Here is a 26,513-nt window from a genome sequence, read left to right as displayed (position 1 = left end):
ACAGAGGGTGCGACAGCTCATGACCAGGATGTTCCTTCCCTCGGACGGGGCCTGTCAACATTCCGCATTTCTGAATTAATTCCGCTCAGGTGAAACGCCCAGCGGATCCCGGTAGAGCACGTCCAGAGCGACCGATCCACCCGCCACGGCAAGCACGGAATCCGCGAAACTCGTCGGTACGACGGCCGCCGCCCGCTCCGCCCCGACCTCGTCCCGCAGCGCGGAAAGGCAGTCCTCCCGATGCAGGACGCCGATCTCGGTGACGACGACGGTCTCCGGATTGAGCACGTCGAGCAGCAGCCCGACCGCCCGCCCGACCCGACGCGCACGGTCCACCAACAGCCCTGCGGCGGCCGGGTCGCCGTCGGCCGCCGCGGCGACCACGTGCATCGGGTTCACGCCGTCGGTGACACCCGCCTCCCGTGCCCGCCGGCACAGGGTGCGCTCGCTCAACTCGGCCTGGAGGCAGCCGGTGCGCCCGCACTCGCAGACCTCCGTGCCGCCCGGCACCGGCAGATGCGCGATGGCGCCCGCCTGGCTGCGCGGCCCGTGGTGCACCTCGTCGTGGGTGGCGAACGCCGCGTCGACCACGTTGCCGACGAACAGGTGCAGCACGCTCCGGCTGCCGCGTGCCCGCCCGAACAGGCGCTCCGCGTTGACCAACGCCCGCGCATGTCCGTCCACATGGACCGGCAGCCCGGTGTGTGCGCCGACCACATCGCGCACCGGCACATTCCGCCAGTCCAGCAGCGGGTGCGCGACCACGGTCCCGGAGTCCCGGTCCACCCAGCCGCCGACGGCCACACCGACACCCAGCGGCCGGCACTCCGGAGCCTCCTCGAGCAGCGCGGCCAGCCCGTCGGCGGCCCGGGGCAGCACCTGCCCGGGCTCGACAGCCCCGGCCGGGTGCTTCAGCCGCCGCTCGGCGACCACCCGGCCACGCAGGTCCAGGAGCGCGACCGTCGTGTAGGGGACGGCCACATGGACGCCGCCCACAACGAACCGCGAGTCGTCGAGGTCGACCGGCACATGTGGCCGGCCCACACCCTTGGACTGCCGCGGCGCGGCGGCCTCACGGATCAGACCGGCCCGCGCGAAGCGGGCGCAGTAGTCGGTCACCGACGCCGGGGACAGCCCGGTCAGCCGGGCGATGGTGCTGCGCGCGACCGGCCCGTGCTCCAGCACGGAGCGCAGCACGACACTCGCACTGGTCCGGCGCCGGTCGGGATCGGCGGCGCGCGGAATCGAAGAGACGGGAGGCGGAGAGCCAGAAGAGGCAGGAGCGTGTGGTGCCGCGGTACGGGGCATGGGAATTCATCCTCGGGAACGGGTCCGACAGTGCGCCGACTCATGAGTCGAGGCGCACCGGATCCGCTCCGTCCGCCCCGACCTACCGGCGGCGACAGACGGCCGTGCCCACGCGTCGCAGGTCGACGTGGCGACGCGACGAGAAGTTCCGGGCTTGGGCAACCATGCGCCCGAAGCTAGCAAAACGGTCCCGCGCTGCCCAGACGGCGACCGACGGGCGAGACGGCGGGTGTCCACGCCGCGCGTCCCATTGGCGGGACCCGACAGATCCCGCCCGCCGCCTCCCCGTATCCCGCACCCCTTCACCTCAGTGACCGGCATCACCCCCGTAGCCGGTGTAACTGCCATCCTTTGTCCGGAGCCCACCAAGTCCGCGTTCCCCCCTTTGTCGGGCGCTGACGGTGATCGGCGCGAGGGCGCTGGGATAGCGTCACCGTGTCCCCTGTGCCCTTCAGCCCGCGGAGTCCCCATGAGCACCGCTGCCGCCCCCGCCCGCCCGGGGCAGGTCCTCGCCGACCTGCTCCCCGTCTCCCGTGTCCGGGACGCGGCCCTCGTGGTCGGCGGCGCCGCGCTCACCGGCCTGGCCGCCCAGATCGCGGTGCCCGTGCCGGGCTCCCCGGTGCCGGTGACCGGCCAGACCTTCGCCGCGCTGCTGGTCGGCACGACGCTCGGCGCGAGCCGCGGCCTCTCCGCGCTCGTGCTGTACGCGCTGGCCGGTCTCGCCGGTGTGCCGTGGTTCGCGGGCGGCACCTCCGGAGTCTCCGTCTCCTTCGGCTACATCCTCGGCATGCTGCTCGCCTCCGCCGCCGTCGGCGCCCTGGCCCGCCGCGGCGCCGACCGCTCGATGCTCCGCATGGCGGGCACGATGCTGGTGGGCGAGGCGATCATCTACGCCGTCGGCGTCCCGTACCTCGCCTACGCGGCCGACCTCTCGGTGTCCGCCGCGATCGCGGCCGGCCTGACGCCGTTCCTGATCGGCGACGCCGTGAAGGCGGCCCTGGCCATGGGCCTGCTGCCCTCCGCCTGGAAGCTCGTCAAGCGCTGACCCGGTAGCCGTTCCGGAAGAGGTTCGCCGGGTCGTACCGTGACTTCATCCCGGCGAGCCTCTTTCGCGTTTCCGCGTCGTACAGGCCCTCGCTCCGGTCGCCCGCCCCGAACGCGAAGTTGACCGCCCGCCCGAGGGTGACGGGCGCGAGCAGCGCGAAGGCGGGATCCAGGATCCGGCGGACCTCCTCGCGATCCCCCATCGCCAACAACCGCACCAGGAAACGCCCTTCGCGATACGGCACCGAGTTCGGCGCGGGTCGCGCCAGTGCCCCGCCCAGATGATTGACCTGGACGACACACATGGCGCCGGCGTCCGGCCCCGTACGCGCGAGCAACTCGGCGGCCCTGTCGAGGTCCAGCTCACTCAGCACCGCGCTGTCCCCGTAGTACGCGTGGGGGAAGTCCGGGTCGCTGTGGATGGTACGGCTCTCGGCGTACGGCATCTCACGCAGCGAGTCGGCGAGCACCGGCCCGGTCTTCCGCAGCGGGGCGACGAGTTCGTCGCCGTCGGCTCCGGTGTGGGCGACCCGCACGGACAGGACGTACCGCCCGCGCAGGTGCGGCGGCAACGCCGGTAGGTCCGGATACGGTACGGCGGCGAAGGACGAGGTCAGCCCGTCGGGCACGGTCCGCGTCCACTCCTCGTACGCCCGCAGCACGGCCGCCGGATCGACCTCGCGGCCGTCGAAGACGAGCGAGCCGCCGTAGAGGGTGCGGACGGGGACGAGGCCGGTCTCCAGCTCCGTGACGACGCCGAGCGCGACGACGGGTCCGCCGCCGAGCAGGGCCCAGTACAGGTCGGGGTCGGACTCGCGGGTCACGTGCCGCACGTCACCGTCGCCGGTGACGACGTCGAGGGCGCGCACATGGTCGGCGGCGTAGCCGAACTCGCGGGCCAGGATGCCCAGTCCGCCGCCCAGCGTGTAGGAGACGGCACCGACGGACGGGGCGGAACCGTTGAGGGGCGCCAGTCCGTACGGCTCGGCGGCCGCTACGACCTCGCCCCAGCGGACGCCGGCCTGCAGTCGGACGGTACGGGCGTTGGGGTCGATGTGGACCGCGTCCATGCGCCCGGTCGTGATGAGGACGCCACCCTCCGAGGCACCGGGCAGCCCGTGCCCGGTGGCCTGGACGCCGACCGGCAGGTTCCGGTCCGCCGCGTACCGCACGGCGGCGACCACCTCGGCGGGGGAGCGGGCGGCGACCACGAGGGCGGGGCGTTGCACGAAACCGGTCTGGAAACCTGCGAGTTCGGCGTCGTAGCCGGGGTCGCCGGGGCGGAGAACGGGCAGGTCCGCGATGTCGGTAGGAGAGTTCGGGAAGCTCATGCGGCCGATGATGGCGGCATAACCTGACAGGTGCCGTCACGTTATGCCGCCTCGTCGCAGGCCTCAGTTCTCCAGCTGCCTCGGCCGCCGCTGCGACCACCACAGCCCCGCCGCACCGGCCGCCATCAGCGCCGCCCCGGCCGCCCCCAGCGGCAGGACGTCACGCTCGAAACCGGTCTTCGGCAGTTCGTCGCCACCCGGCCCGACCGGCTTGTTGTCGGTGCCGAGCAGCAGCGGGGTGGCCGGGGCGTTCGGCGACGGGTTCGTCGTACCGAACGGAACCGGTCCCTGCTGCCAGTACGTCTTCTTTCCGTCGCTGGTCTGCACCGGCAGACAGATCTTTCCGGTCTTGCCGAGATCGAACGTCGCGTCGACGGCGTACGACTTCGACCGACCGGCCGCGAGATTGTCGATGGGGCAGGCGAAGCCGCTGTTCGAGCCTTCCGGCAGATCCTTTTCGTCAATCGGAGAGCATCCTTGAACGCCCTTGACCGAAAGGCCGTCGAAACCGACGACCAAAAGCCTGATCTTGCCGCTGTCCTTCGTCCCCTCGTTCTTCACCGTGGCGGTGAGGTCGGTTTGCTGTGAGCTGTTGTCGACCGAGATCTTCTCGGGCAGCAGGGTGGTCAGCTTCACGCCCGCCGGCGCCTCGTCAACGGCCTTTCCCCCTTTGCTGCTTCCGGGTCCCTGGTCATCCGCACCGGCGGTTCCGGAAAGGATCACCACGGCCGCGAAAGATGCCGTGACCAGCGATCCCGCGATGGTCGTCGCACGACGAGAACTCATGTTCGTCCCCCTTGGCTGCGCCTGAATTCGCAGTACTTGAAGAGGTACCACAAGATTTCTCCGCACTATGCAGGTGCGGCGCGAAGTGTGACCATTGTGTTCCAGTCGGGAACGTCCGGAAGGCATTGAGGGGGGTGCAGCGGATTGCCGGGGAATATGGGGAACGCGGGGAATGCGAGGAGCGGTGGAGTTCCAGGGCTCTTGGTGACAGGGCGCTATCGCCTGGTCGAAAGTATCGGCCAAGGGGGAATGGGGCGGGTGTGGCGAGCCGCCGACGAAATACTCGACCGGCAGGTCGCCGTCAAGGAGATGCGCATCGACGGCCTGGACGCCGAGGACGCCCGCACCCGCCGCGAACGCACCCTGCGCGAGGCCCGGGCCACCGCCCGGATCGACCACCCCAACGTCGTGCGCGTGTACGACGTCGTGGACGAGGGCGAACGCCTCTGGATCGTCATGGAGTTGGTCGCCGGCCGCTCCCTCGAACGCATCATGGCGGAGGACGGCCCGCTCGGCCCGCGCGAGACCGCGCAGCTCGGACTCGGCCTGGTGGAGGCACTGCGCCAAGTGCACGACCGGGGTGTCCTGCACCGGGACATCAAACCCGGCAACGTCCTGGTGGAGAACGGCGCTCGGCGCATCGTCCTCACCGACTTCGGCATCGCCGCGATCCAGGACGCCAAGGCGCTCACGATGGTCGGCATGCTGGTCGGTTCGCCCGACTACATGGCCCCCGAGCGCGTCTCCGGCCGCCCGCAGGGCCCGCCGTCCGACGTGTGGTCCCTCGGCGCGACCCTGTGCGCGGCCCTGGGCGGCCGCTCCCCGTTCTCCCGCGACACGACACTGGCGACCCTGCACGCGGTCCTGTACGAGGAGCCCGAACTCCCCGCGACGGAGGGCCCGTTGCGGGACATCCTGGCGGCCCTGCTGGAGAAGGACCCGACGGTACGGCCGGGGCTCGAGGAGCTGGAGGCGTCCCTACGGCCGCTCGCGTATCCGGCGCCGCCGACGCTGCGGACCGTCCCGGTGGGCGGGGGAGAAGCCGGCGCCGTTCCTCAGGAGGCGGGGCGGAAAGAGGAGTTGGCCGAGGGACGGGGCGAGGAGGGTGAGCCGCAGCCGCAGCCGCAGCCGGCGTCGGCGTCGGCGCCCGACCCGTCCGAGCCGACGCCCGACCCGGAGGTGCCGGACGTCCAGGACGCGACCCCGCTCCCCCCACAGGCACCTCAGGACTCGCCCACACCCCCCTTCGTCAACACCCGGCATCTGCGCACGGTGCGGGACCCCAGGACGCCCGCATCGCGCCCGGGGCTCGCCCCCGTACCGCCGCCGGAACGCCACCCCGACCCCGACCCCGAAGCCGAGCCGGCACCCGAACGGGCACCGGAACCCGCTCCCCAGCCCGCCGGCGCCTCCACCGAAGCGGCGTCCGAACTGCGCTCGGAGACCCGCTCCGAGACCCCGTCCGGCAACTCCGCAGGCGCCGAAGCGGCCACCCCGGCCGGAGCAGCCACCTCCGCTGCCCCCACCGCGCCCCGCAGGGTGGCCGACGCCACCACCGTCACCGGCGTCTCACTCGTCCGCGCCCGGGCGGAGACCGAACGCCGCCGCGCCCCCGTCCCGGCCACCCCCCTCCCCATGCCGCCCGGCGAACTGCCCGGCCCCGCCGTCCCGGCGGACCCCCGGCGCAGGCGGCGCGCGGGACGTCGTACGGGCCTGATCACCGCCGTGGGCGTGGTCACCGCGGGCGCGGTCGTCGCGATCGTCCTGGCGGCGACGAGCGGCTCGCCGGACGACGACCGGGCGGGAGGGTCCGCGTCGGTCTCCTCCCCAGCGTCCCCGTCCACCACCCCGAGCGACAGCCCGTCCCCCACCGTCGAGGGCACGTCGAGGCCGCAGAGCCTGCCGCCGGGCGCGCACCGGGAGGCGGGCGGGTTCGCGTGGGCGACACCGGCCGGCTGGCGGCGGGACATCAAGACGGGCGCCGAGGTGCACTACACGTCCCCGGACGGGAAACAGGAGCTCGCCGCCAAGTCCTCCCTCGCCCGCGGCGACCTGATGGAGACCTGGCGGACCTCGGAACAGAACGCCCACCAGGGCAGGAACTACCGGAAGATCCGCCTGGAGGAGACGACGTTCCGCGGCAACCCCGCGGTCGTCTGGGAGTACACCTTCACCCTGGAGGGCGTCCCCTGGCACGCCCGGCTGCTGGGCTTCAACGAGGACGGAAAGTCGTACCAGATCAACACCTGGTACCAGCCGGACATCGAGAGCCAGGCCCTCAAGACGTACGACAGGGTGAGGGACAGCTTCACGGTGCTTTGAATCCTCCCCTCCCAGAAGGGAAGGGGATTCCTGGCTCAGGCCGCCTCCTGGAGCAGCGCTCCAGGAGGTCTTCCGCCATCAGCACCAGCCGGGTTGAGACCAGCCCGGACGAGCATCACGCTTGCGGAGTTCTTGTCCCGTGGGGACACGGTTCCGCACGCGGTGCAGGTGTAGGTGCGCTCCCCCAGCGGCAGTGCGTGCTTGGCTCTCGCATCGCAGTGCGCGCAGTCCATCGTGGTGTACGCGGGGTGCACGAGGCGGATGTCCCGCCCGTGCTTGCGGCCCATCTCTATCAGAGCGGTCTTGGTGGCGCCGATGGCGGCGTCAGCGGCCTTGCGGGCCATGGTGGTCTTGGCGAGGAACTTCGGGCGGAAGTCCTCGACAGCGATGGTGTCATGATCGCGGACCACCTCCTTGGCCCACTTGCGGCCGGTATCCTCACGCTGCCTGGCGACCTTTTTATATGCCTTCGCCCGCAGTTTCTTCGCCTCGCGGTAGCCCTTCGATGCCGGTTGTCCCTTCTTCGGCTTGCGTCGGGCCATCATCCGGTCGTACCGCGTCAGCTTGGTCTGAGCCTTCTTGCCGTACTCGGGATGCGGCAGATCGTGCGCGTCGGAGGTGGTGGTCGCGGTCTCCTTCACGCCCCAGTCGACGCCGAGTGCGTGGCCGGTCTCCGGCAGAGGCTGAACCTGGGCAGGGACGACGAACGAGCAGTACCAGTGCCCAAGGCTGTCCTGGTACACGCGCACCGAGGAAGGCTCGGCCGGCAGTTCCCTCGACCACACCATCGCCACGACGATGCCGCCCGCCAGGTGCAGCCGGCCGTCCTTCAACCGGAACCCGCGCTTGGTGTAGTTGAGGCTCGGCAGTGCCTCGCGCTTCTTCTTGTACGTGGGCATCCCGGCCCGGCGCGCCATGGGCAGGCGCTCTGTGATGTCCTTGTGCGCCTTGGCGCGGGAGCGGCCGAAGTCGCGGATGATCTGCTGCTGGGGAACCGATGAGCCCTCACGCAGCCATGGCGTACGGGCGCGGGCTTCGGTCAGCATCCTGTCGAGCTGAGCCGGGCCGCACGTGGCCTTCTGGCCGGTGGACTTGTTGTGCAGGTGCACGGCCCTGGCCTTGGCGACGCATTGTCGGGTAGCCGGAGCCCGTCGCCGGGCCCCGGCCCCCTCAGAACCGTGCATGCCGGTTTCCCGGCACACGGCTCAAGCAGAACCCTATGGGCGTCTGGTCTTTCGTCCGGTCCGCTTGTCATCGGCTTCATGATGCTGACGGTGACAATCGGCGTGTACGAGCCGGAGATTGCTCTTGTCGTCCCCGCCCCCGTCTCGCCGGTATGCGAAGTGGTGCCTGTGCAGCCTCCTCGCAACCGCTTCGAACCATTCAATCCACTCTCGTGGATTGTCCGGCTCGTATTCGGCTCCGGTGATCAGGGCCCCGCCACAGATCGGACACAGCCCCTGCTGACGGAACGCCAGATACAGGCTGGTCTTGTCCATGACGGGAGGCGTCTTCTTGCGGCGCCGGTTCGTCCAGTACTCGGTGAGGGACGGATCGTCCGTGGACGCCCCGCCCTTCACTTTGACGTGCCGGACGATGGGGGTCCAGGCGAACTTGTAGAGGTAGGCACCGGTGACCGGATCGCCGAACACCCACTTATCCGCCCGCGACTTGTTGAACTTGCCGTAGTACCGGGCGATGACCCAGTTCTTCGGCTTGTTGGGGTGGCGTCTGGTGGCCCACTTGTAGGTGAGTTTCCAGACGTAGTCATCCAGCGTCTTGAACATCTTGCTGGACACCACCCCCCGGTAGTACGTCGCCCACCCGCGCACGATCGGCGCGAGCGTTCTCCGTACCGCTGCGGCGTTCGCCCCTTGCAAGGCTTTCATCTCGTTCCGCAGCCTTTCCCGGATTCTCCTTTCCGCTTCCTTGCTCGGTGTGATGATGGTCTTGCGTTTCATCTTCCTGACGTTGAACCCCAGGAAGTCAAAACCTTCCTCCAGGTGGACGATTCGGGTCTTGTCCGCGTTGAACCGGAGCCCTCGGGGCTCCAGCCACCCGGCCAGTTTCCGCCTGACCTCCTCCGCTTCCTCCTCCGAGTACGTGAGCACTACGAAGTCGTCGGCGTACCGAATCAGGACCGGGGTGCCTGGCTTTGCAGCTCCGCTGCGCAGCCATCCCGCCCCTGCGGCTTGCTCCATCCCGTGCAGCGCGATGTTCAGCAACAGTGGACTGATCACGCCCCCTTGCGGGGTGCCTTCCTCCGTAGGCGCCCATCTTCCCTTTTCCATCACGCCGGCCTTCAGCCATCCCCAGACTGCGTCCCTGGCGGGAAACAGTCCGACGGATTGCATCATCCTGCCGTGGTGGATCCGATCGAAGGCCGCCGAGAGGTCCGCGTCCAGAACCCATGTCCGAACCGCGGTCTTCTGCCCCACCACCGAGAAGATGCTTTCCACGGCATCGTGGCAGCTCCTTCCCGGGCGGAACCCGTAGGATCGAGGTTCGAAGCGGGCCTCCCATTCCGGCTCCAGGGCGTTCTTGACCCGCGCCTGATTGACACGGTCCCTGATCACCGGGATTCCGAGTGGCCGCTGCTTTCCATTGCTCTTCGGGATGTACACCCGTTTGACCGGAACGGGACCGCGTTCGGGCTTCTCCTGAATCTCCTGAGCGAGCGAGGCTCGCCCTTTCGGGGTCAGGACGACCTTCCCATCGATCCCGGCGGTCTTACGGCCGGAGCTCCGCTGCGTGACTCGCCTCACGCTGACCAGCGTGTTGCTCCTCGACCGCAGCATGAGCTTTTGCAGGTTGCGGACCTTGGCCAGATCCCCTTCCTGCGACGCCTTGAAGATTCGCTGGCGGAGTCGCCGTACGTTCTGCTCCTCGCAAGCCCAGTCGATGCTGTGCCAGTCCAGAGCCGGACCGTCCTCAGGTCCGTTCGCCACGGTGGCCGTTGCGGCCGGTGCGGCGTCCAACTTGCCCATCGGTTCGGGTCCCTCCCCACCTGCTCTTCAAAGTTCCACCCAGTCCACGTCAGCTCCCTTTCAGGTCGGGCATCCGCCCGTATCCGACGGGTTATATGTGGCGTCCCAGAGTTGGCATCCACAGTTTCCCCCGGCCTTTCGGCCTGTCGGCATTCGCTTCTTGGACCATCCTGTTCCCGCTGTGGCATCGGCTTCCCTTACGGCCACCTACTGCCGGTTGGCAGACCACATCGGGGTTCCCACGTTCCGCTCCCTCAAGATTCGACTGAGCAGGGCGTCCCCTATACCCCGGGCCCGGTGGTGTCCGACTCCCCTCAGGAACGTCCGGAGGGATCACCTGGCGTTTCTCCACGCCGAGGGCCTGTCAGCCAGTGCCTCTTTCCGTCTCCTGGCCGTTGGGTTCACGAGGCATTGCCGGGGATTCGCACGTGCTCGCCCATCCCAGTCTTCCCCTCGCCTGTGATTCCCGGACGGTTCGGGAATTCTTGGGCTTTCCGGCCCGGCTTCACACCCCGCCGTTACCAGCGACGCATGCGGACCTGGGGACTGACATCCAGACACTTGTCAGGGAGGCAACCCTTGAGCTTTCTCTCTGAAAGCTGCCCCCACTTGATAGGAGCGACCTCGTGTCGCACCGTTCCACACCCAGCGGCACCGGCCCCACTCCCCCGCCAGGGCGGTGCGGGCAGCGGACGGCAGGCGCAGCCGGTAGGTGTACCGGGCATGCCCGCCCTCCGCAGCCACCCCCACCTGCGCCATCCCGCCCCCTCACGGCCCCGGCCGGGACACTGTGCCGCCCCGAACCCTCCGAACGACCATACGTACGACAGCCGCACACGCGCCCCCCGATCCCCCGGCCATCACCCCGACCAGCGACCACAGGCACAAGTGTTCGCGTCACCTCGGCGGTGCTGACAGCGGTACGGGCGCTCCGCGCCCTGAACCGGACGCGGCGACGCTCCGCGTCGCGACCCCGGATGCGATTCCTCCCCGGCGTGAACGCCGGGGCCTCCACGCAAGAAACAGGTGAATCGTGCTGTGAACGGTGCGGTGAGAGGGACGCCGAAGGGGGCGTACGGCACGTGCCGTACGCCTCCTCTCTCGTACGGGGCGATCAGACCTTCGTGAGCTCGCGCCCGCCCTTGACCTTCTCCTTCGCGAAGGCGATGACGATCACGCCCGCCGCGACGAGCAGCGACAGCAACACGGTCTCGCGGCCGTCGTGCTCGGTGTCGGTCAGCATGTAGCCGAGGACGAAGACGATCAGCGCGGCCGTGGCCCAGGTCAGGTACGGGTACAGCCACATCTTCACGACCAGCTTCTCCGGCGCCTCGGCCTGGATGATCTTCCGCATCCGCAGCTGCGAGAAACAGATCACCAGCCACACGAACAGGGCGACCGCACCACTGGAGTTGACCAGGAAGAGGAAGATCTTGTCCGGGGAGAGGTAGTTGAAGAAGACGGCGACAAAGCCGAACACGACCGACGCGAGGATCGCCGCCATCGGCACGCCCCGGCTGTTGACCCGCGCGAACGCCTTCGGCGCGTCACCGCGTCGGCCGAGCGAGAAGGCCATGCGGGAGGCCGTGTAGAGCCCCGAGTTGAGACAGGACAGCACCGACGTCAGCACGATGAAGTTCATGATCTGACCGGCGTGCGCGATGCCGAGGGAGTCGAGGGCGGCGACATAGGAGCCGTCGTCCTGGATGGACTTGGCGTCCCACGGCAGCAGCGTCACGACGACGAAGATCGAGCCGAGGTAGAAGACGCCGATCCGCCAGATGATGCTGTTGGTCGACTTCGTCACGGCCCGCTGCGGGTCCTCGGACTCGCCGGCCGCGAGGGTCGCGATCTCGCTGCCCATGAAGGAGAAGACGACGAGCAGCACACCGGTGAGGATGGCGCCGGGCCCGTTGGGCAGGAAGCCGCCGTGGTCGGTGAGGTTGCCGAGCCCCGCCTGGTCGCTGCCGGCGCCGGGCAGCACGCCGAAGACGGCGAGCCCGCCGACGACGATGAACGCGCCGATCGCCACGACCTTGATCCCGGCGAACCAGAACTCGAACTCGCCGTAGGAACCGACGGACACGAGGTTGGTCGCGGTGAGGACCACCATCACGATGAGGGCCCACCCCCACTGCGGTACGGCGGGAATCCACCCTTCGAGGATCTTGGCCCCGGCGGTGGCCTCCACCGCGAGGACGACCACCCAGAAGAACCAGTACAGCCAGCCGATGGAGAACCCGGCCCACGGCCCGAGCGCCCGGTCGGCGTGCGCGGAGAACGAACCCGAGGTCGGGTTGGCGGCGGACATCTCGCCGAGCATCCGCATCACCAGCACCACGAGCGTGCCGACGAGCGCGTACGACAGGAGGATGCCGGGGCCCGCGGTGGCGATGCCGGAGCTGGATCCGACGAAGAGTCCGGCCCCGATGACACCGCCGATGGCGATCATCGAGAGATGACGGTTCTTGAGGCCTGCCTGGAGGTCGCCGCCGGGTTCGCCGGGGACTCCGGGGTCGTGACCAGTCTTGGGAAGGGTCGGCTGCGAGGTCATAGGAGGGGGGATTCCTTTGCGCCGGGTGAGCTCTTCCCGCACGGGGGTGGTGCGGGTTCCCGTACGAGCGGCGTACGGGTCGGTCCAGTGAATCGGAGGTAAAGGGATTGGTGAACCTTTGATTCCGGATCGTTACTTGAGCTTTTCCTGAGGTTCTGTAGTGTTGCCCACAGTTTTCCGGGTTGGCCCCCCGAGCTGCTGCCCGGAAACGCCCGTGTCACACTCGTCCCATGCGCGTGTATCTCGGCTCCGACCATGCCGGCTTCGAACTCAAGAACCACCTCGTCGAGTGGCTCAGGGCGGCGGGCCACGACCCGGTCGACTGCGGACCCCACATCTACGACGCCCAGGACGACTACCCGCCGTTCTGCCTCCGCGCCGCCGAGCGGACGGCCGCGGACCCCGACGCCCTCGGCGTCGTCATCGGCGGCTCCGGCAACGGCGAGCAGATCGCCGCGAACAAGGTGAAGGGCGTGCGCTCGGCCCTCGCCTGGAGCGAGGAGACGGCCTCCCTCGGCCGCCAGCACAACAATGCCAACGTCGTCGCGGTGGGCGCGCGCATGCACACCCAGGAGGAGGCGACGAAGTTCGTCGAGACCTTCCTGAACACGCCGTTCTCGGGTGACGAGCGCCACATGCGCCGCATCGAGATGCTGGCCGACTACGAGACGACGGGCGACCTGCCGCCGATCCCGGCACACCACCCGCAGCAGTAGGCGCTACGGCTCGTTGGTGACCCACCGAGTCGGGATGGGGGTCCCCCCCCCCGCGCGAGCGCAGCCGAGCGTGGGGGAGGGTGGGCACAGGCCAGGGGTCCAGGGGCCGGAGCCCCTGGCGGGGTCTGGGGCGGAGCCCCAGGGGTTGGGAAAGGAACCGCACCGTGCCGGAGGGGCACACCATTCACCGGTTGGCTCAGGACTACGCCGCCGCGTTTCTCCGCACCGCACCGCAGGTGACCAGTCCCCAGGGCAAGTTCACCGACTCCGCCGCCCTCCTCACCGGTACGGAACTCACCGCCACCGAGGCCCACGGCAAGCACCTCTTCCTGGGCTTCCGCGCCGGCGAGTGGATTCATATCCACCTCGGCCTCTTCGGCAAGGTCACCTTCGGCCCCGCCCCCGCACCCCGACCCACGGACACCGTCCGTCTCCGGCTCGCGAACAGCACGTCGTACGTCGATCTCCGCGGCCCGACGACCTGCGCGCTGATCACGGACAGCGAGAAGGGCGCGATACACGGCCGCCTCGGCCCCGACCCCCTCCGTGAGGACGCCGACCCGAAGGCCGCGTACCGGCGCGTCTCCCGCAGCCGTACGACGATCGCCGCCCTGCTCATGGACCAGAAGGTCGTCGCGGGCGTCGGCAACGTCTACCGCGCCGAGGTCCTCTTCCGGCACCGCATCGACCCGTACCGCACCGGCAACAGCGTCACCCCCGCCGAGTGGGACGCGATCTGGCAGGACCTCGCCGACCTCATGCGTGAGGGCGTCCGCAACAACCGCATCGACACCGTCCGCCCGGAACACACCCCGGAGGCGATGGGCCGCCCGCCGCGCGTCGACGACCACGGCGGCGAGGTCTACGTGTACCGCAGGGCCAACCTGCCCTGCCTCATCTGTGGTGGCGAGATCCGCACCGCCGATCTCGCCGCCCGCAACCTCTTCTGGTGCCCGACCTGCCAGAAGCCCTGAGGCCGGCCTGGAACCACGCCCACACCCTTACGCCGGCCTAGAACCCGTGCGGCAGCCAGGGCGCGACCACCGACCCGAACCCCACGGCCGCCTCCGCCAGCACCCCCTGCCGCAGCTCCCGCACCCGTCCGGCCGCGCCCAACGACGCCAGGCTCACCCCTCCGAGGTACGCCGCCCCCAACTCCCGTACCGACAAGGCGAGATCGGCCGCATCCGTCGTACGAGCGCACGAGGCGCCCTTCGCGTCACCGGTGAGCCGCCAACGCCCCGCGTTCCAGGGGCAGAAGGCGTCCTCCACGTCGAACACCACATCCACCGGCGCCTGATAGGTCCGCGCCTCGAGCGCGGCGCCGACGTCCACCAGCCGGACGTACAACGAATCCCGCACCCGCAGCCCGCACCGCCGGATGTCGGACACCATGGACAGCCACGGCTCGTCCGACGGCCGTCCCAGCGCGGTCAGCGTCGACGTCAGGTCGATCCCGAACAGGAAGCGCCACAGCGCGGCATGCGCCGCCGCGTCCAGCGCTTCCGTGTCCCGCAGGACCACCACGCTCTTGGGCCCGGCGGTCTCCCACTCCGGCCTGATCCGGAAGCGCGCGTACCCCACGACCTCGCCACCCCGCTCGGCCACCACGCACTGCAGCGGTGACGCCCCGCCCCGGCCGCTCTCCGGGTCGAGCACCCCGACCCGCTCCCACCCGGGCTGCCGCGCCACCATCCCCGGCCGCCCGGGCACCTTGCGCGCGTACACCGCCTCGCACGCGTCGAGGACGTCGGCGGGGGCGGCGTACCGCAGCCGTACGTCATCGGTGCCGGGCGGCACGGACAGCCGTACGCGCGTGGTGTCGACCTCGATGTTCACGCAGTGGGTCGCCGCGCCGTACCCGAACCGGCCGTAGATCTCGGGCTCCGAGGCCGTCAGGACGGCCAGCGGCTCGCCCCATTCCCGTACGTCGTCCAGCTGCCGACGCATCATGGAACGCAGCACGCCGCGCCGCCGGTGCGTGGCGGCCACGCTGACCATGGTCACGCCGGCCGCCGGCACCGAGGCGCCACCCGGCACGGTCAGCCGGAAGCTGAACGCCCCCGCCGTGCCCACGCACACGTCACCGTCCCAGACGCCGAGGGAACGGTCGGTCTCGGTGAGCGAGCGCCACACCTCCCGCTCCTCGGACGACTCCGGAACCCCGCCGAAGGCGCGGATCAGCTTGTCGTACCACTGGTCCCAGTCGTCCCGCTGCAGTACCCGCACGTCAGTCCCCATGAACCATGCCTACCAGGGCATTGCGGGACGGGCCAGGGAATTTCGCCTTGATGGCGCCACGATGGCGTTCTGTGAAGTTCACTGTGAAGTCGAGCCTCGGACGGGGGAGAAGTGGGACCTCCCGTGCCAAGCACCTGGTCCGATGGATAGGGTCCCGAACTAATGGCAGCAGGACGAGAGCGGCGCGCGGAAGCCGAGACGTTCACGGCCCGGTTGAAGATGCAGTGGCACCGGGCTCGCGTCGGCCTGCGCAGAAGTGCCGTCGACTACTTCCGCGGCGACGGCTCGGACTGGGTCGCGCTGGCCGGTCTGCTCATCACCGTTCCCGTGATCGCGGCCACCACACTGGCCAACTCGGTGTGGTGCTCACCGGCCGCGCTGGTCCTGCCGATCGTCGCCGGCGGCCTGCTGCTGCGCCCGGCGAGCCTGCTCGGCCTGTACGCGGCGGCGGCGACCGCGCTGATCGTGGAGTCGGTGCAGCTGGGCCCGTACACGGAGGGCCCGTCCCGGGTCACCCCGGGCGTGGTCCTGGTGGTCGCCGCCTGCGGGTTCTTCGGTCTCCTCATCGCCCAGTTCCGCAGCCGGGTCGGCGTGCCCTGGCGGCGTGGCGGCACCATGCTCTTCGACCTGCGCGAACGCATCCGCGTCCAGAGCAAGTTGCCGCAGCTGCCACAGGGCTGGCACCGGGAGATGGCGCTGCGCCCGGCGGGCGGCCAGTCGTTCTCCGGTGACTTCGTTGTCGCGGCCCGCACGAACGGCGGCCGCACGATGGAGGTCGTCCTGACCGACGTGTCCGGCAAGGGCATGGACGCGGGTTCGCGCGCGCTGCTCCTGTCGGGAGCCTTCGGCGGCCTGCTCGGCTCGCTCCCCCCGCACGCGTTCCTGCCGGCGGCGAACGGCTACCTGCTCCGCCAGGACTGGGACGAGGGCTTCGCGACCTCGATCCACCTGGTTTTGGACCTGGACTCGGGAGACTACGAGCTGTACTCCGCGGGCCACCCGCCGGGGTTGCAGCTCAGCGCGGGCAGCGGCCGCTGGGAGGAGAAGGCCGCCGAGGGCCCGCTCCTAGGTGTGTACGACGGTGCGCAGTTCGACCCCGTGAAGGGCTCGCTGCGCCCGGGGGACGTGTTGATGCTGTTCACGGACGGTTTGGTGGAGACGTCCGACCGCGACATCGTGGAGGGCATCGACCGCCTCACCGGCGAGGCCGACCGCTATGTCGCCGGCGGCTTCCACGGAGCCGCGTGGCACCTCATCGAGGCGGTGGCGAAGGACGTCAACGACGACCGGGCGCTGCTGCTGATCTGCCGCGAGGGCCCGACGGCGGCGGCCGCGTCGTCCCCTCACTGAGTTGTCTTGTCCCCACGAGGCCGCTCGACGATGAGCAGGGCGACTCCCGCGTCGAAGTCGCAGACGACCTCACCCGAGTAGCGATACGAGACAGGTGCCGCCACGCGAGCCGCGGTGCCACGCTGGTGTGATGGACCAGTTGCGGAAGATCGTGGGCCTGGCCGGCTCCGTGCTGGGGTCCGAGCCCATCGGGGCGTATGTGCAGGGGTCCTGGGTGCTCGGCGGCCTCAAGCCGGCCAGTGATGTGGACATCTTTGTGGTCTCACGGCGGAGCATGAACGGTCAGGAAAAGGAGTTCGAGGCAGGTCGGCCCCCTCTGCCGGGGCCGATGCCGGATCTGGCGCTGCTGATCACCATGGTGCTCTCCGGCAACCGCGCCGTCAGCGTTCCGCCGCCGGCGCGGGTCCTGGATCGCGTCCGGTATGCGGACTTGGTCCGGGCCAGTGTGTCGGGTATCCCGGGCCTGCTCGACGACCTGGAGAGCGACACCCGCAACGTCGTGCTGACCCTGGCGCGCATCTGGACCACGCTCGCCACCGGTGAGATCAGGTCCATGGCGCCGCGGCCGACTGGGCCCTCGTCCGGCTTCCCCCGGATCGGCGCCCGGTACTGGAACACGCCAGAGCGCTGTATCTCAACTGCCGTTACTCCGAGGAGAACCGGAGCCAGGAGCTGAGAGCGCAGGTACGTCCCTACGCGGACACGGTGCTCACCGAGATCGGTCGGTCGGCGCCCGCCTGAGACCGCCTCTCCGCCGAGGAGCGGCTCCTGGCCGACGCCCCCACCCACCGAGCAACCCCAGGTCCACCCGGGCCCCTCCACGGCCGCGCACCCTCAACCCGCCGCGAGAGACGGCCGTACCCCGGCTGTACGGGTGGCGCGTTGATGTCTTATGTTGCGCAAGCGAAGTAGGGGGGATCCACATGCCGCAGGAGAGGCCGCCCGGGACCGGGGCGGAGATGAGTCTCAGCGAGGTCGAGGCCGTCGCCCGTGCCGCGCACGCCGGGCAGACGGACAAGGCCGGACGGCCGTACGCCGAGCATCTGTCGGCCGTCGCCGAGGGAGTGCGTGCCCGGGGTGGCGGTGAGGAACTCGTCGCCGCCGCCTGGCTGCACGACGCCCTGGAGGACGGAGTGCTCAGTGAGGACTGGCTCGACGCCGCCGCGGTTCCACAGCGCACCAAGGACGTCGTACGGGCGATGACCAAGCGGCCGGACGAGGACCAGGAGGCGTACGCGTCCCGGATCCTGGCCACCCCCGGCGCCCGGCTCGTCAAGGCGGCCGACCTCGCGCACAACGCCGACCCGGGCCGTCTCGCCGTACTAGACGAGCACACCGCCCGGCGGCTCAGGCAGAAGTACGCCGCCATGCGGCACCGTCTCGGTCTCGCCCCGGGCGACTGACCCTCGGGCACACCCCTCCCCAGGACGAATGAATGGCACGGGACTACGACAGTCAGCTGCTGGAGTCGGGCCCGAGGACCCGTCCCGCGCTGTACTACCGCTGCCGGGCGACCCGTCGGACCTGTCGGGCCGGCAGGCCTTGGAGCGCCTGATGAGACACCTGAAGGGCGAGTAGCCCGGTCGCTCGGGAATGACCGAGCCCCCCACTGCTCGGCAGTGGGGGGCTCGGGTGTTGTCTCAGCTCGCCGCCGTGACCTTCTCCCGTTCCCGTACGGGGGTCTTCTCGCGTTGCTCGCGGCCGCGGGCCGCCTCGGTGGCATCCGGCTTGAAGGCCCACTCCATCTTCGGCTCCATGGCGAACCGGAAGACGCGGCGCACCGGCGCGGTGCACAGCACGGTGACGGCGACGCCCGCGCAGACGCTCACGAAGATCTCGCCGAGCGGCCGGTGCAGCCAGGGGTGGTCGAACCAGCCCGCGTAGTCGCCGGCCTTGACCAGGAAGCCGTGCAGCAGATAGCCGAACAGCGTGCCCGCGCCGAGCGAGGTGAACCACATCTTCCGGCCCGGCACCCAGGAGAAGAAGCAGGCGGTCAGCAGCAGTGAGCAGCCGAACAGGGCGAGGACCATGACCGGCCCGGTCCACCAGGGCGCGCCCAACTCCTGCGCGGAGTCGCGGTGGTAGAACCACCCGGTGTTCATACGCGGCACCGACCACCAGCCGACGACCACCGCACAGGCGAACACCGGCACCGCCAGGATCCGCACCGAACGCCGGCGCACCAGCCGGAAGTGCTCGGGCTTCATCATCAGGCCGAGCACGAAGAACGGCAGGAACTGCAGCACCCGCTGGAGGTCCAGGTCGTCGCCGATCTCCGGGGTGACGGACGCCAGCATGGCGATGGCGAGCGCCAGCGGCAGCGGCCACCGCACCAGCTTCCAGATCGGCGTGGTCAGCCGCCAGATGAACAGCGCGATCAGGAACCAGGTCAGGTACCAGGGATCCAGCAGGCTGATGTCCTGGTCCGGCGTGTCGCCGACATAGCGGTTGAAGAGCGAGTACGCGGTCTCGAAGAGGACGTACGGCACGACGACGCCGGTGATGAGCCGTTGCAGCCGGTCGGCGCGCATGTCGAAACTGCGCGAGAAAAAGCCGGAGATGACGATGAACGCCGGCATGTGGAAGGCGTACACGGCCGTGTACAGACCCTCCAGGATCCGGCTGTCGCCCTTGAGGGGCTCCCAGGAGTGGCCGATGGCCACCAGCACGATCGCCAGGTACTTGGCGTTGTCGAAGAACGCGTCGCGCTGTTTGCCGGGTTTGTCGCCGGTTGGGGCGGGCTTGTCGCCCGCGGCGGGGCGGGCGTTCTGCGGCGAACGCGGACTCGGCACTGCGCTTGAGGGGGACGAGACGGCGTGGAACATCTGAGGCACCCTAGCCTTGGCTGTGGGTTTTCGTAAAACCCTCCATGTCATTCCTGGCTAATGCCTGCGAGTGCCCGGGATATCCCGTAGTTGACGTCACCGCCGACGTGATGACCGACACACGTTCAGAGTTCAACCGAGTGCCCCACATGGGACCTTCTTGTCGCCATTCATCCTGACTAAGTAGGGCATAAGACGCCTTTGAGGGCCTGCTCCCAGGGCGGTTGGCGTCTTTTGTGGCCTCAATTCGAATTACCTGCGAACACGTTGTGTGGACGCGGAAACGAACTCGTCCGATTTCCCGTGTGGGTGCAGGGTCGAATTACTGTGCGGACGAGCCGAGTTGATCCGCCCGCCCGCCCGGCCGCGGGCGGCTCCGGGCACGGAAGTGGCCAACGTTCAGTCACGCGCCGCATATGCGGGCCTCATTGGTGGCACGATGGTTCTGGCGGGGGTGCGCACGGTCGCGTCCCCGGGCCGGGAGAGCGGACCGACCAAGGGTGTGATCAGTTGTGGCCATTTCTCTGTCAGTGGTGCTGCTGTTGGCGATCATCCTGGTGGTGTTGATCCGGGGAGGCTCCATCAAGGCCGGCCCCGCCGTCGTCGCGGTGCTCTTCGGCTTCTTCCTCGCCTCGACCGGCATGGCCGACGACATCCAGCGGTTCCTGAACTCGATAGCGGAGACCATCAACTCGATCCAGTTCTAGGGCCCTGTCCTCCAGGCGCGCCCGCATGGTCCGCCGCCGCGCAGCCGCCGCAGACCTCGCACGACACCCCCGGACAGCACAAAGGCCTCCGGCCCGATCCTCGTAAGGACCGGGCCGGAGGCCTGTTCGGAGCGGGCGACGGGAATCGAACCCGCGTAGCTAGTTTGGAAGACTAGTGCTCTACCATTGAGCTACGCCCGCACAGCGCGCGCCGCAGGTCAGTGACCGCGGCACTGGAGGCATCGTAGCGGGTCGTCCCCCTTCGTCGCACACCGCGTTCCCGCGCACCCGGGTGCCGGACGCGCGCTCGCGAAATGCGGCGACTCCGCTGCCTGCGGGCATGTACCCTACGTGTCGCACCGACGGGGTGTGGCGCAGCTTGGTAGCGCGTCCGCTTTGGGAGCGGAAGGCCGTGGGTTCAAATCCCGCCACCCCGACCATGTACCGGCCGGCCATCACCGGTCACCCCACGGTCACCTCGTGTGACCACCCGACGTGATCGCCTTTGGGACGTGTCGCCGCTGCCGTTACTATGCAAGCTGCACGCCCGTGTGTCTCTCTCCTCTGGAAGTCCTCCGGGCGGCGAATCCGCCGGGGCCGGTCTGGCTCCGGCAGAAACCAAGAAGTCAGCCCCCAAGGAGACCGAACCGTGAAGAGCGCCGTGGAGACCCTGAACCCGACTCGGGTTCGGCTCAGCATCGAGGTGCCCTTCGAGGAGCTCAAGGACAGCCTCGACGCGGCGTACAAGAAGATCAACCAGCAGGTCACGGTGAAGGGCTTCCGGAAGGGCAAGATCCCGGCGCGCGTCATCGACCAGCGGTTCGGCCGCGGTGCGGTCCTGGAGGAGGCGGTCAACGACGCGCTTCCGAAGTTCTACACCGAGGCGGTCAACGAGGCGGAGATCGACGTCCTCGGCCAGCCCGAGGTCGACATCACCGAGCTGAAGGACGGCGAGACGCTGAACTTCACCGCCGAGGTCGACGTCCGCCCGGCCATCGAGATCCCGGACTTCTCCGGCATCGAGGTCGAGGTCGACGCCGTCGAGGTCACCGAGGAGGACATCGACAAGTCGGTCGAGCAGCTCCGCGAGCGCTTCGCCTCGACGTCCCCCGTCGAGCGGGCCGCCGAGGACGGCGACGTCGTCACCATCGACCTGGAGGCCAAGGTCGACGGCGAGATCCTGGAGGACGGCGTCGCCAGCGGCGTCTCCTACACGATCGGCTCCGGTGAGCTGCTGGAAGGCATCGACGACGCCGTGAAGGGCCTGGAGGCCGGTGGCGAGGCCACCTTCACCTCCGAGCTCAAGGGCGGCTCGGCGGCCGGCAAGGAGGCCGAGGTCACCGTCAAGGTCACCCAGGTCGCCGCCCGCGAACTGCCCGAGCTGGACGACGATTTCGCGCAGCTCGCGTCCGAGTTCGACACCCTCGAAGAGCTCAAGGCCGACAGCCGCAAGCGCCTCGAGAACATGAAGCAGTACGACCAGGCCACGCAGGCCCAGGAGCGCGTCCTGGAGAAGCTGCTCGAGCTGGTCGAGGTCCCGGTCCCCGAGAAGCTGCTCGAGGACGAGATCAACACCCGCAAGCACAACCTCGAGCACCACCAGCTCGGCCAGATGGGCCTCGACTTCGAGAAGTACCTCGAGATCCAGGGCAAGACGGTCGAGGAGTTCGACGCCGAGACCAAGGAAGCCGCGGTCAAGGGGATCAAGACGCAGTTCGTCCTCGACGAGCTCGTCAAGCAGGAGAAGCTCAACGTCAACCAGGAGGAGCTCACCGAGCACCTCATGCGGCGCGCGGCCTCCTCCGGCATGTCCCCGGACCAGTTCGCCCAGGCGGTCGTCGAGGGCGGCCAGGTTCCGCTCCTCGTCGGCGAGGTCGCCCGCGGCAAGGCCCTGGCCGTCGTGGTCGAGAAGGCCACGGTCAAGGACACCAACGGTGAGATCATCGACCTCGAGGACGAGGAGGAGGCCGACGAGGCCACCACCGAGGCGCCCGAGGCCGAGACCGACGGCGAGGCGGCGGCCGAGGCCACCACCGAGGCCGAGGCCGAGAAGACCGAGGGCTGACGCCCACGGCGCGACTGACGCCCGTACGACAGGCCCCGGGGAGGATCACGCTCCCCGGGGCCTGTCGGCGTACGGCTGGACAACGCCGCAAAGGGGCGCGGGGAACTGCGCGACGAGCCACAGCGGACCCGCACCCGCCGACCGGCCGATGGACCCACGGCGCAGAACCCGCCCCACCCGGCGGAGCGACATGCGCTGACAGCGAACAGTCTCTTCTCCGGGATTCTCCGGAGGGACCAGCGCGTTAGGGTCCATGAATACGAGGGCAGGGGAGTCCCCGAAACGGCTCCAGCCCCGCAGGGAAACGTGAGACGGCCCGGCGCCGTCGTAAGACGAGCAGGTGGATACGTGACGAATCTGATGCCCTCCGCCGCCGGCGACCCCTCAATCGGTGGTGGCCTCGGCGACCAGGTCTACAACCGGCTGCTCGGCGAGCGGATCATCTTCCTCGGCCAGGCGGTCGACGACGACATCGCCAACAAGATCACCGCACAGCTGCTGCTCCTTGCCGCCGACCCCGACAAGGACATCTACCTCTACATCAACAGCCCCGGCGGCTCGATCACGGCCGGCATGGCGATCTACGACACCATGCAGTACATCAAGAACGACGTGGTGACGATCGCCATGGGCCTCGCCGCCTCCATGGGCCAGTTCCTGCTCAGCGCCGGCACCCCCGGCAAGCGCTTCGCGCTGCCGAACGCCGAGATCCTGATCCACCAGCCGTCCGCCGGCCTCGCCGGCTCGGCCTCGGACATCAAGATCCACGCCGAGCGGCTGCTGCACACCAAGAAGCGCATGGCCGAGCTGACGTCCTTCCACACCGGCCAGACCATCGAGCAGATCACCCGCGACTCCGACCGGGACCGCTGGTTCGACGCCGCCGAGGCCAGGGACTACGGCCTCATCGACGAGGTCATCACCACGGCCGCCAACATGCCGGGCGGCGGCGGCACCGGGGCCTGAGGCCCCTTGCACGCCCCCAGCCGACCGCCACAGCCCCTAGGAGAGAGACAGTGAACGACTTCCCCGGCAGCGGCCTGTACGACCGCGCACGCGCCGAGAGCACGGTGCCCGTGGCAGAGTCCCGGTACGTGATCCCGCGCTTCGTCGAGCGCACCTCGCAGGGCATTCGCGAGTACGACCCGTACGCGAAGCTTTTCGAGGAGCGCGTGATCTTCCTCGGCGTGCAGATCGACGACGCCTCCGCCAACGACGTCATGGCGCAGCTGCTGTGCCTTGAGTCGATGGACCCCGACCGGGACATCTCGGTCTACATCAACAGCCCCGGCGGCTCCTTCACGGCGCTGACTGCGATCTACGACACGATGCAGTTCGTGAAGCCCGACGTCCAGACCGTCTGCATGGGCCAGGCCGCCTCGGCCGCCGCCATCCTGCTGGCCGCCGGTACGCCGGGCAAGCGCATGGCGCTCCCGAACGCGCGCGTGCTGATCCACCAGCCCTACAGCGAGACCGGCCGCGGCCAGGTGTCCGACCTGGAGATCGCCGCGAACGAGATCCTCCGGATGCGTGCCCAGCTGGAAGAGCTGCTGGCCAAGCACTCCACCACGCCGATCGAGAAGATCCGCGAGGACATCGAGCGCGACAAGATCCTCACGGCCGAGGACGCCCTGGCGTACGGCCTGATCGATCAGATCATCTCCACCCGGAAGATGAACAACGCGAGCGTGCGCTGACGGCGGACGCTGTATCGTCTGCCGCTCCTTGGCACGGTTCAGGACGGTGCACGACAAAGTGCACGTCAAAGTGAACCGTGCCAAGGGGGGCCCGAACGAGGGGCCCGGCAAGGTACCGTCGGACATAAGGCAGCACCAGGAGCCGCTGGACCTAGGCGTCTCCCAGGCGAAGGGGAAGCACACCGTGGCACGCATCGGTGACGGCGGCGATCTGCTCAAGTGCTCGTTCTGCGGCAAGAGCCAGAAGCAGGTCAAGAAGCTCATCGCAGGTCCCGGTGTATACATCTGCGACGAGTGCATCGATCTCTGCAACGAGATCATCGAGGAGGAGCTGGCCGAGACCAGCGAGGTCCGCTGGGAGGAGCTCCCCAAGCCCCGCGAGATCTACGAGTTCCTCGAGGGGTACGTCGTCGGCCAGGAACCGGCCAAGAAGGCCCTCTCGGTCGCGGTGTACAACCACTACAAGCGGGTCCAGGCCGGCGAGAACGGCGGCGCCCAAGGCCGCGACGACGCCATCGAGTTGGCGAAGTCCAACATCCTCCTGCTGGGCCCCACGGGCTCCGGCAAGACCCTCCTCGCCCAGACCCTCGCCCGCATGCTGAACGTCCCCTTCGCGATCGCCGACGCAACGGCCCTCACCGAGGCGGGGTACGTCGGCGAGGACGTCGAGAACATCCTGCTCAAGCTGATCCAGGCGGCCGACTACGACGTCAAGAAGGCCGAGACCGGGATCATCTACATCGACGAGATCGACAAGGTCGCCCGCAAGAGCGAAAACCCTTCGATCACGCGTGATGTCAGCGGCGAGGGTGTGCAGCAGGCCCTGCTGAAGATCCTGGAGGGCACCACGGCCTCGGTCCCGCCGCAGGGCGGCCGCAAGCACCCCCACCAGGAGTTCATCCAGATCGACACGACGAACGTGCTGTTCATCGTGGGCGGCGCCTTCGCGGGCCTGGAGAAGCTCATCGAGTCCCGGGCCGGCGCCAAGGGCATCGGCTTCGGCGCGACGATCCGGTCCAAGCGCGAGCTGGAGACCAAGGACCAGTTCGAGTCCGTCATGCCCGAGGACCTGGTCAAGTTCGGCATGATCCCCGAGTTCATCGGCCGTCTCCCGGTCATCACCTCGGTCCACAACCTCGACCGCGAGGCCCTCCTCCAGATCCTGGTCGAGCCGCGCAACGCGCTCGTCAAGCAGTACGAGCGCCTCTTCGAACTCGACGGCGTGGAGCTGGACTTCGAGCGCGAGGCCCTCGAGGCCATCGCCGACCAGGCCATCCTCCGCCAGACCGGCGCCCGCGGCCTGCGCGCCATCATGGAGGAAGTCCTCCAGGGCGTGATGTACGAGATCCCGTCCCGCAAGGACGTGGCCCGCGTGGTCATCACGGCCGACGTCGTCCACTCGAACGTGAACCCGACGCTGATCCCGCGGGAGGCGCGCGGGCGGGGTCCGGGCGAGCAGAAGACGGCGTAGCGGCACAGACGTACGTACACCGAGGGGCCCCGGTCAACGGACCGGGGCCCCTCGGTGGTTGAGCTCAGAAGAGGGCGTCAGGCCGAGACGCGGATCTCGTCGCGGATCTTCTTCGTCAGGTCGATCGCAACGTCCTTGGTGGTGCTCTTGGTGTTGTCTCCGGGGGAGACCATGGCGATCGTGCTGTAGTCGGACCAGACGCAGAACCAGTCGGTCGACTCCTTCTTGGTGAGGCTGTTGGTGCTCTTCGCCGACTGGCACTTCATGAGCGCCCCGTCGATATCGGCCTCCTCGGGCTGGCCGATCAGCTCGGCGCCGCTGCCGGAGGAGCCGGAGCTGGAGGAACTGTCCAGGATCTGCTTCGTGATGGCGGCGAAGTACGTGTCCAGGGCCTTCTCGGGGTCCGCGATCTTGCCGTAACCGCCCACGACCGTGACGCCCTTGGCGACCAGCAGCTCGGACTGGGGCGGCAAGGTGCTCGGGTCGCTCTGGTCGAAGCCGCTGAAGTCGGCCGTCGAGTACTGCACGACGACGGCCTTGCCGTCCTTCATGCCGCTTGCGGAGAGGTACTTGGTGGTGCTCGCGTCGCTGCTCTCGCCGCCCTTGCCGACGCGCTTGTACTCGGTGACCACGGTCGCCGGCGTGTCGAGCTTGTGCGCGCCGTCGTCCTCCAGGCCGCCCCCGCTCCCGCCGATGACGAAGTACGCACCCACGCCTACGGCGGCCACGACGGCGACGGCGGCGATGATGATGCCCGTCTTCTTCTTGCCGCCACCGGCGGCCGGCGGCTGCGGAACCCCGTACGGAGCCTGGCCGTAGGGCGGCTGCTGACCGTACGGCTGCTGGCCGTAAGGGGCCTGCTGTCCGTACGGCTGCTGCTGGGGCGGGACGTCCTGCGGGGGCTGTTGCGGTTGGCCGTAGCCCGGCTGGGCGGGCGGGGCCTGCTGGGGGTAGCCGTAACCGGGCTGGGCGGGCGGGGCCTGCTGGGGGTAACCGTAGCCGGGCTGGGCGGGCGGAGCCTGCGGCGGCTGGCCGTAGGGGCCCTGCTGACCGTATGGTCCAGGCTGCTGGGGCTGCCCGCCGTACGGGCCCGGCTGGTTGTAGCTCAT

Annotated in this window: 19 protein-coding genes, 2 tRNA genes and 2 pseudogenes; 13 read left to right on the top strand and 10 right to left on the bottom strand. The window is 69.2% G+C overall.

Translation table 11 applies throughout. The features are described from left to right. Positions 1-75 precede the first annotated feature (75 nt). Positions 76-1,308, bottom strand: coding sequence for an ROK family protein (locus tag ACFYO2_RS28225; protein WP_388354669.1), 1,233 nt, complete (start codon positions 1,306-1,308; stop codon positions 76-78). Positions 1,309-1,777: 469 nt separating this feature from the next. On the opposite strand from ACFYO2_RS28225, the gene ACFYO2_RS28220 reads away from it, so the two are divergent. After that, the gene (locus tag ACFYO2_RS28220; protein ID WP_388354667.1) at positions 1,778-2,353 is read left to right on the top strand and encodes a biotin transporter BioY; all 576 of its coding nucleotides are present in this window, start codon (positions 1,778-1,780) and stop codon (positions 2,351-2,353) included. Here ACFYO2_RS28220 and ACFYO2_RS28215 read toward each other — a convergent pair. Both ACFYO2_RS28215 and ACFYO2_RS28210 read right to left on the bottom strand, forming a co-directional pair. Next, positions 2,343-3,683, bottom strand: coding sequence for an FAD-binding oxidoreductase (locus ACFYO2_RS28215; RefSeq protein WP_388354664.1), 1,341 nt, complete (start codon positions 3,681-3,683; stop codon positions 2,343-2,345). The genes ACFYO2_RS28220 and ACFYO2_RS28215 overlap by 11 nt on opposite strands. Positions 3,684-3,746: 63 nt before the next feature. Continuing rightward, on the bottom strand, positions 3,747-4,469 hold the full coding sequence (locus ACFYO2_RS28210; RefSeq protein ID WP_388354800.1) for an LPXTG cell wall anchor domain-containing protein: 723 nt from the start codon (positions 4,467-4,469) through the stop codon (positions 3,747-3,749). A 249-nt stretch (positions 4,470-4,718) separates the two neighbouring features. On the opposite strand from ACFYO2_RS28210, the gene ACFYO2_RS28205 reads away from it, so the two are divergent. Then, a complete protein-coding gene (locus ACFYO2_RS28205) occupies positions 4,719-6,791 on the top strand; it encodes a protein kinase (protein WP_388354661.1) in 2,073 nt (690 codons plus the stop codon). A 35-nt stretch (positions 6,792-6,826) separates the two neighbouring features. Here the strand turns inward: ACFYO2_RS28205 and ACFYO2_RS28200 are convergent. From ACFYO2_RS28200 to ACFYO2_RS28190, 3 genes and pseudogenes are all read right to left on the bottom strand, one after another. Continuing rightward, a pseudogene (locus tag ACFYO2_RS28200) lies at positions 6,827-7,924 on the bottom strand (RNA-guided endonuclease InsQ/TnpB family protein); the annotation flags it as partial. A gap of 84 nt (positions 7,925-8,008) precedes the next feature. Then, positions 8,009-9,778: a group II intron reverse transcriptase/maturase gene (gene ltrA / locus ACFYO2_RS28195; protein WP_388354658.1), complete on the bottom strand. Its 1,770-nt coding sequence runs from the start codon at positions 9,776-9,778 to the stop codon at positions 8,009-8,011. A 1,114-nt stretch (positions 9,779-10,892) separates the two neighbouring features. Beyond that, the gene (locus ACFYO2_RS28190; RefSeq protein ID WP_388354655.1) at positions 10,893-12,332 is read right to left on the bottom strand and encodes an amino acid permease; all 1,440 of its coding nucleotides are present in this window, start codon (positions 12,330-12,332) and stop codon (positions 10,893-10,895) included. Between the two features lie 230 nt (positions 12,333-12,562). On the opposite strand from ACFYO2_RS28190, the gene ACFYO2_RS28185 reads away from it, so the two are divergent. Together ACFYO2_RS28185 and ACFYO2_RS28180 are read left to right on the top strand one after the other, a co-directional pair. Continuing rightward, entirely contained in the window at positions 12,563-13,048 is a 486-nt protein-coding gene (locus tag ACFYO2_RS28185) for a ribose-5-phosphate isomerase (protein WP_388354652.1), read from the top strand. A gap of 164 nt (positions 13,049-13,212) precedes the next feature. Next, positions 13,213-14,022, top strand: coding sequence for an Fpg/Nei family DNA glycosylase (locus tag ACFYO2_RS28180; protein ID WP_388354649.1), 810 nt, complete (start codon positions 13,213-13,215; stop codon positions 14,020-14,022). 37 nt (positions 14,023-14,059) lie between these two features. Here the strand turns inward: ACFYO2_RS28180 and ACFYO2_RS28175 are convergent, their stop codons facing one another. Beyond that, positions 14,060-15,289 carry a GNAT family N-acetyltransferase gene (locus tag ACFYO2_RS28175; protein WP_388354647.1) on the bottom strand — a complete coding sequence of 410 codons (1,230 nt, stop codon included), beginning with the start codon at positions 15,287-15,289 and terminating at the stop codon, positions 14,060-14,062. A gap of 162 nt (positions 15,290-15,451) precedes the next feature. On the opposite strand from ACFYO2_RS28175, the gene ACFYO2_RS28170 reads away from it, so the two are divergent. The 3 genes and pseudogenes from ACFYO2_RS28170 (at position 15,452) to ACFYO2_RS28160 (ending at position 18,042) form a co-directional block, all read left to right on the top strand. After that, positions 15,452-16,639, top strand: a complete 1,188-nt coding sequence (locus tag ACFYO2_RS28170) for a PP2C family protein-serine/threonine phosphatase (protein ID WP_388354644.1) — start codon at positions 15,452-15,454, stop codon at positions 16,637-16,639. Positions 16,640-16,769: 130 nt separating this feature from the next. Continuing rightward, positions 16,770-17,380 (top strand): annotated as a pseudogene (locus tag ACFYO2_RS28165) (aminoglycoside adenylyltransferase domain-containing protein). Positions 17,381-17,598: 218 nt separating this feature from the next. Then, positions 17,599-18,042: an HD domain-containing protein gene (locus ACFYO2_RS28160; RefSeq protein ID WP_388354640.1), complete on the top strand. Its 444-nt coding sequence runs from the start codon at positions 17,599-17,601 to the stop codon at positions 18,040-18,042. Positions 18,043-18,279: 237 nt separating this feature from the next. On the opposite strand, the gene ACFYO2_RS28155 is transcribed toward ACFYO2_RS28160, so the two are convergent. After that, positions 18,280-19,464, bottom strand: a complete 1,185-nt coding sequence (locus ACFYO2_RS28155) for an acyltransferase family protein (protein WP_388354637.1) — start codon at positions 19,462-19,464, stop codon at positions 18,280-18,282. A gap of 512 nt (positions 19,465-19,976) precedes the next feature. On the opposite strand from ACFYO2_RS28155, the gene ACFYO2_RS28150 reads away from it, so the two are divergent. Beyond that, positions 19,977-20,171 carry a hypothetical protein gene (locus tag ACFYO2_RS28150; RefSeq protein WP_190035304.1) on the top strand — a complete coding sequence of 65 codons (195 nt, stop codon included), beginning with the start codon at positions 19,977-19,979 and terminating at the stop codon, positions 20,169-20,171. A gap of 130 nt (positions 20,172-20,301) precedes the next feature. Here the strand turns inward: ACFYO2_RS28150 and ACFYO2_RS28145 are convergent. Next, positions 20,302-20,372: transfer RNA gene (locus tag ACFYO2_RS28145), tRNA-Gly, on the bottom strand. A gap of 162 nt (positions 20,373-20,534) precedes the next feature. Between ACFYO2_RS28145 and ACFYO2_RS28140 the strand changes: the two genes are divergently transcribed. The 5 genes from ACFYO2_RS28140 to clpX all read left to right on the top strand — a co-directional run bounded on the left by ACFYO2_RS28140 (position 20,535) and on the right by clpX (position 25,404). Beyond that, a tRNA-Pro gene (locus ACFYO2_RS28140) sits at positions 20,535-20,611 on the top strand. 209 nt (positions 20,612-20,820) lie between these two features. Further along, a complete protein-coding gene (gene tig / locus ACFYO2_RS28135; protein ID WP_388354633.1) occupies positions 20,821-22,236 on the top strand; it encodes a trigger factor in 1,416 nt (471 codons plus the stop codon). Between the two features lie 360 nt (positions 22,237-22,596). Beyond that, positions 22,597-23,202 carry an ATP-dependent Clp protease proteolytic subunit gene (locus tag ACFYO2_RS28130; RefSeq protein ID WP_307680063.1) on the top strand — a complete coding sequence of 202 codons (606 nt, stop codon included), beginning with the start codon at positions 22,597-22,599 and terminating at the stop codon, positions 23,200-23,202. A 50-nt stretch (positions 23,203-23,252) separates the two neighbouring features. Continuing rightward, entirely contained in the window at positions 23,253-23,933 is a 681-nt protein-coding gene (locus ACFYO2_RS28125; RefSeq protein WP_388354630.1) for an ATP-dependent Clp protease proteolytic subunit, read from the top strand. Between the two features lie 184 nt (positions 23,934-24,117). Beyond that, a complete protein-coding gene (gene clpX / locus ACFYO2_RS28120; protein ID WP_388354797.1) occupies positions 24,118-25,404 on the top strand; it encodes an ATP-dependent Clp protease ATP-binding subunit ClpX in 1,287 nt (428 codons plus the stop codon). A 77-nt stretch (positions 25,405-25,481) separates the two neighbouring features. Here clpX and ACFYO2_RS28115 read toward each other — a convergent pair whose 3' ends face one another. Further along, complete coding sequence (locus ACFYO2_RS28115; RefSeq protein WP_388354627.1) at positions 25,482-26,513, bottom strand: hypothetical protein; 1,032 nt, start codon at positions 26,511-26,513, stop codon at positions 25,482-25,484.

Origin of the sequence: Streptomyces sp. NPDC006602 (assembly GCF_042870385.1) — a bacterium.
Taxonomy (GTDB): Bacteria; Actinomycetota; Actinomycetes; order Streptomycetales; family Streptomycetaceae; genus Streptomyces.
This window is presented reverse-complemented; position numbering and strand designations above follow the sequence as displayed.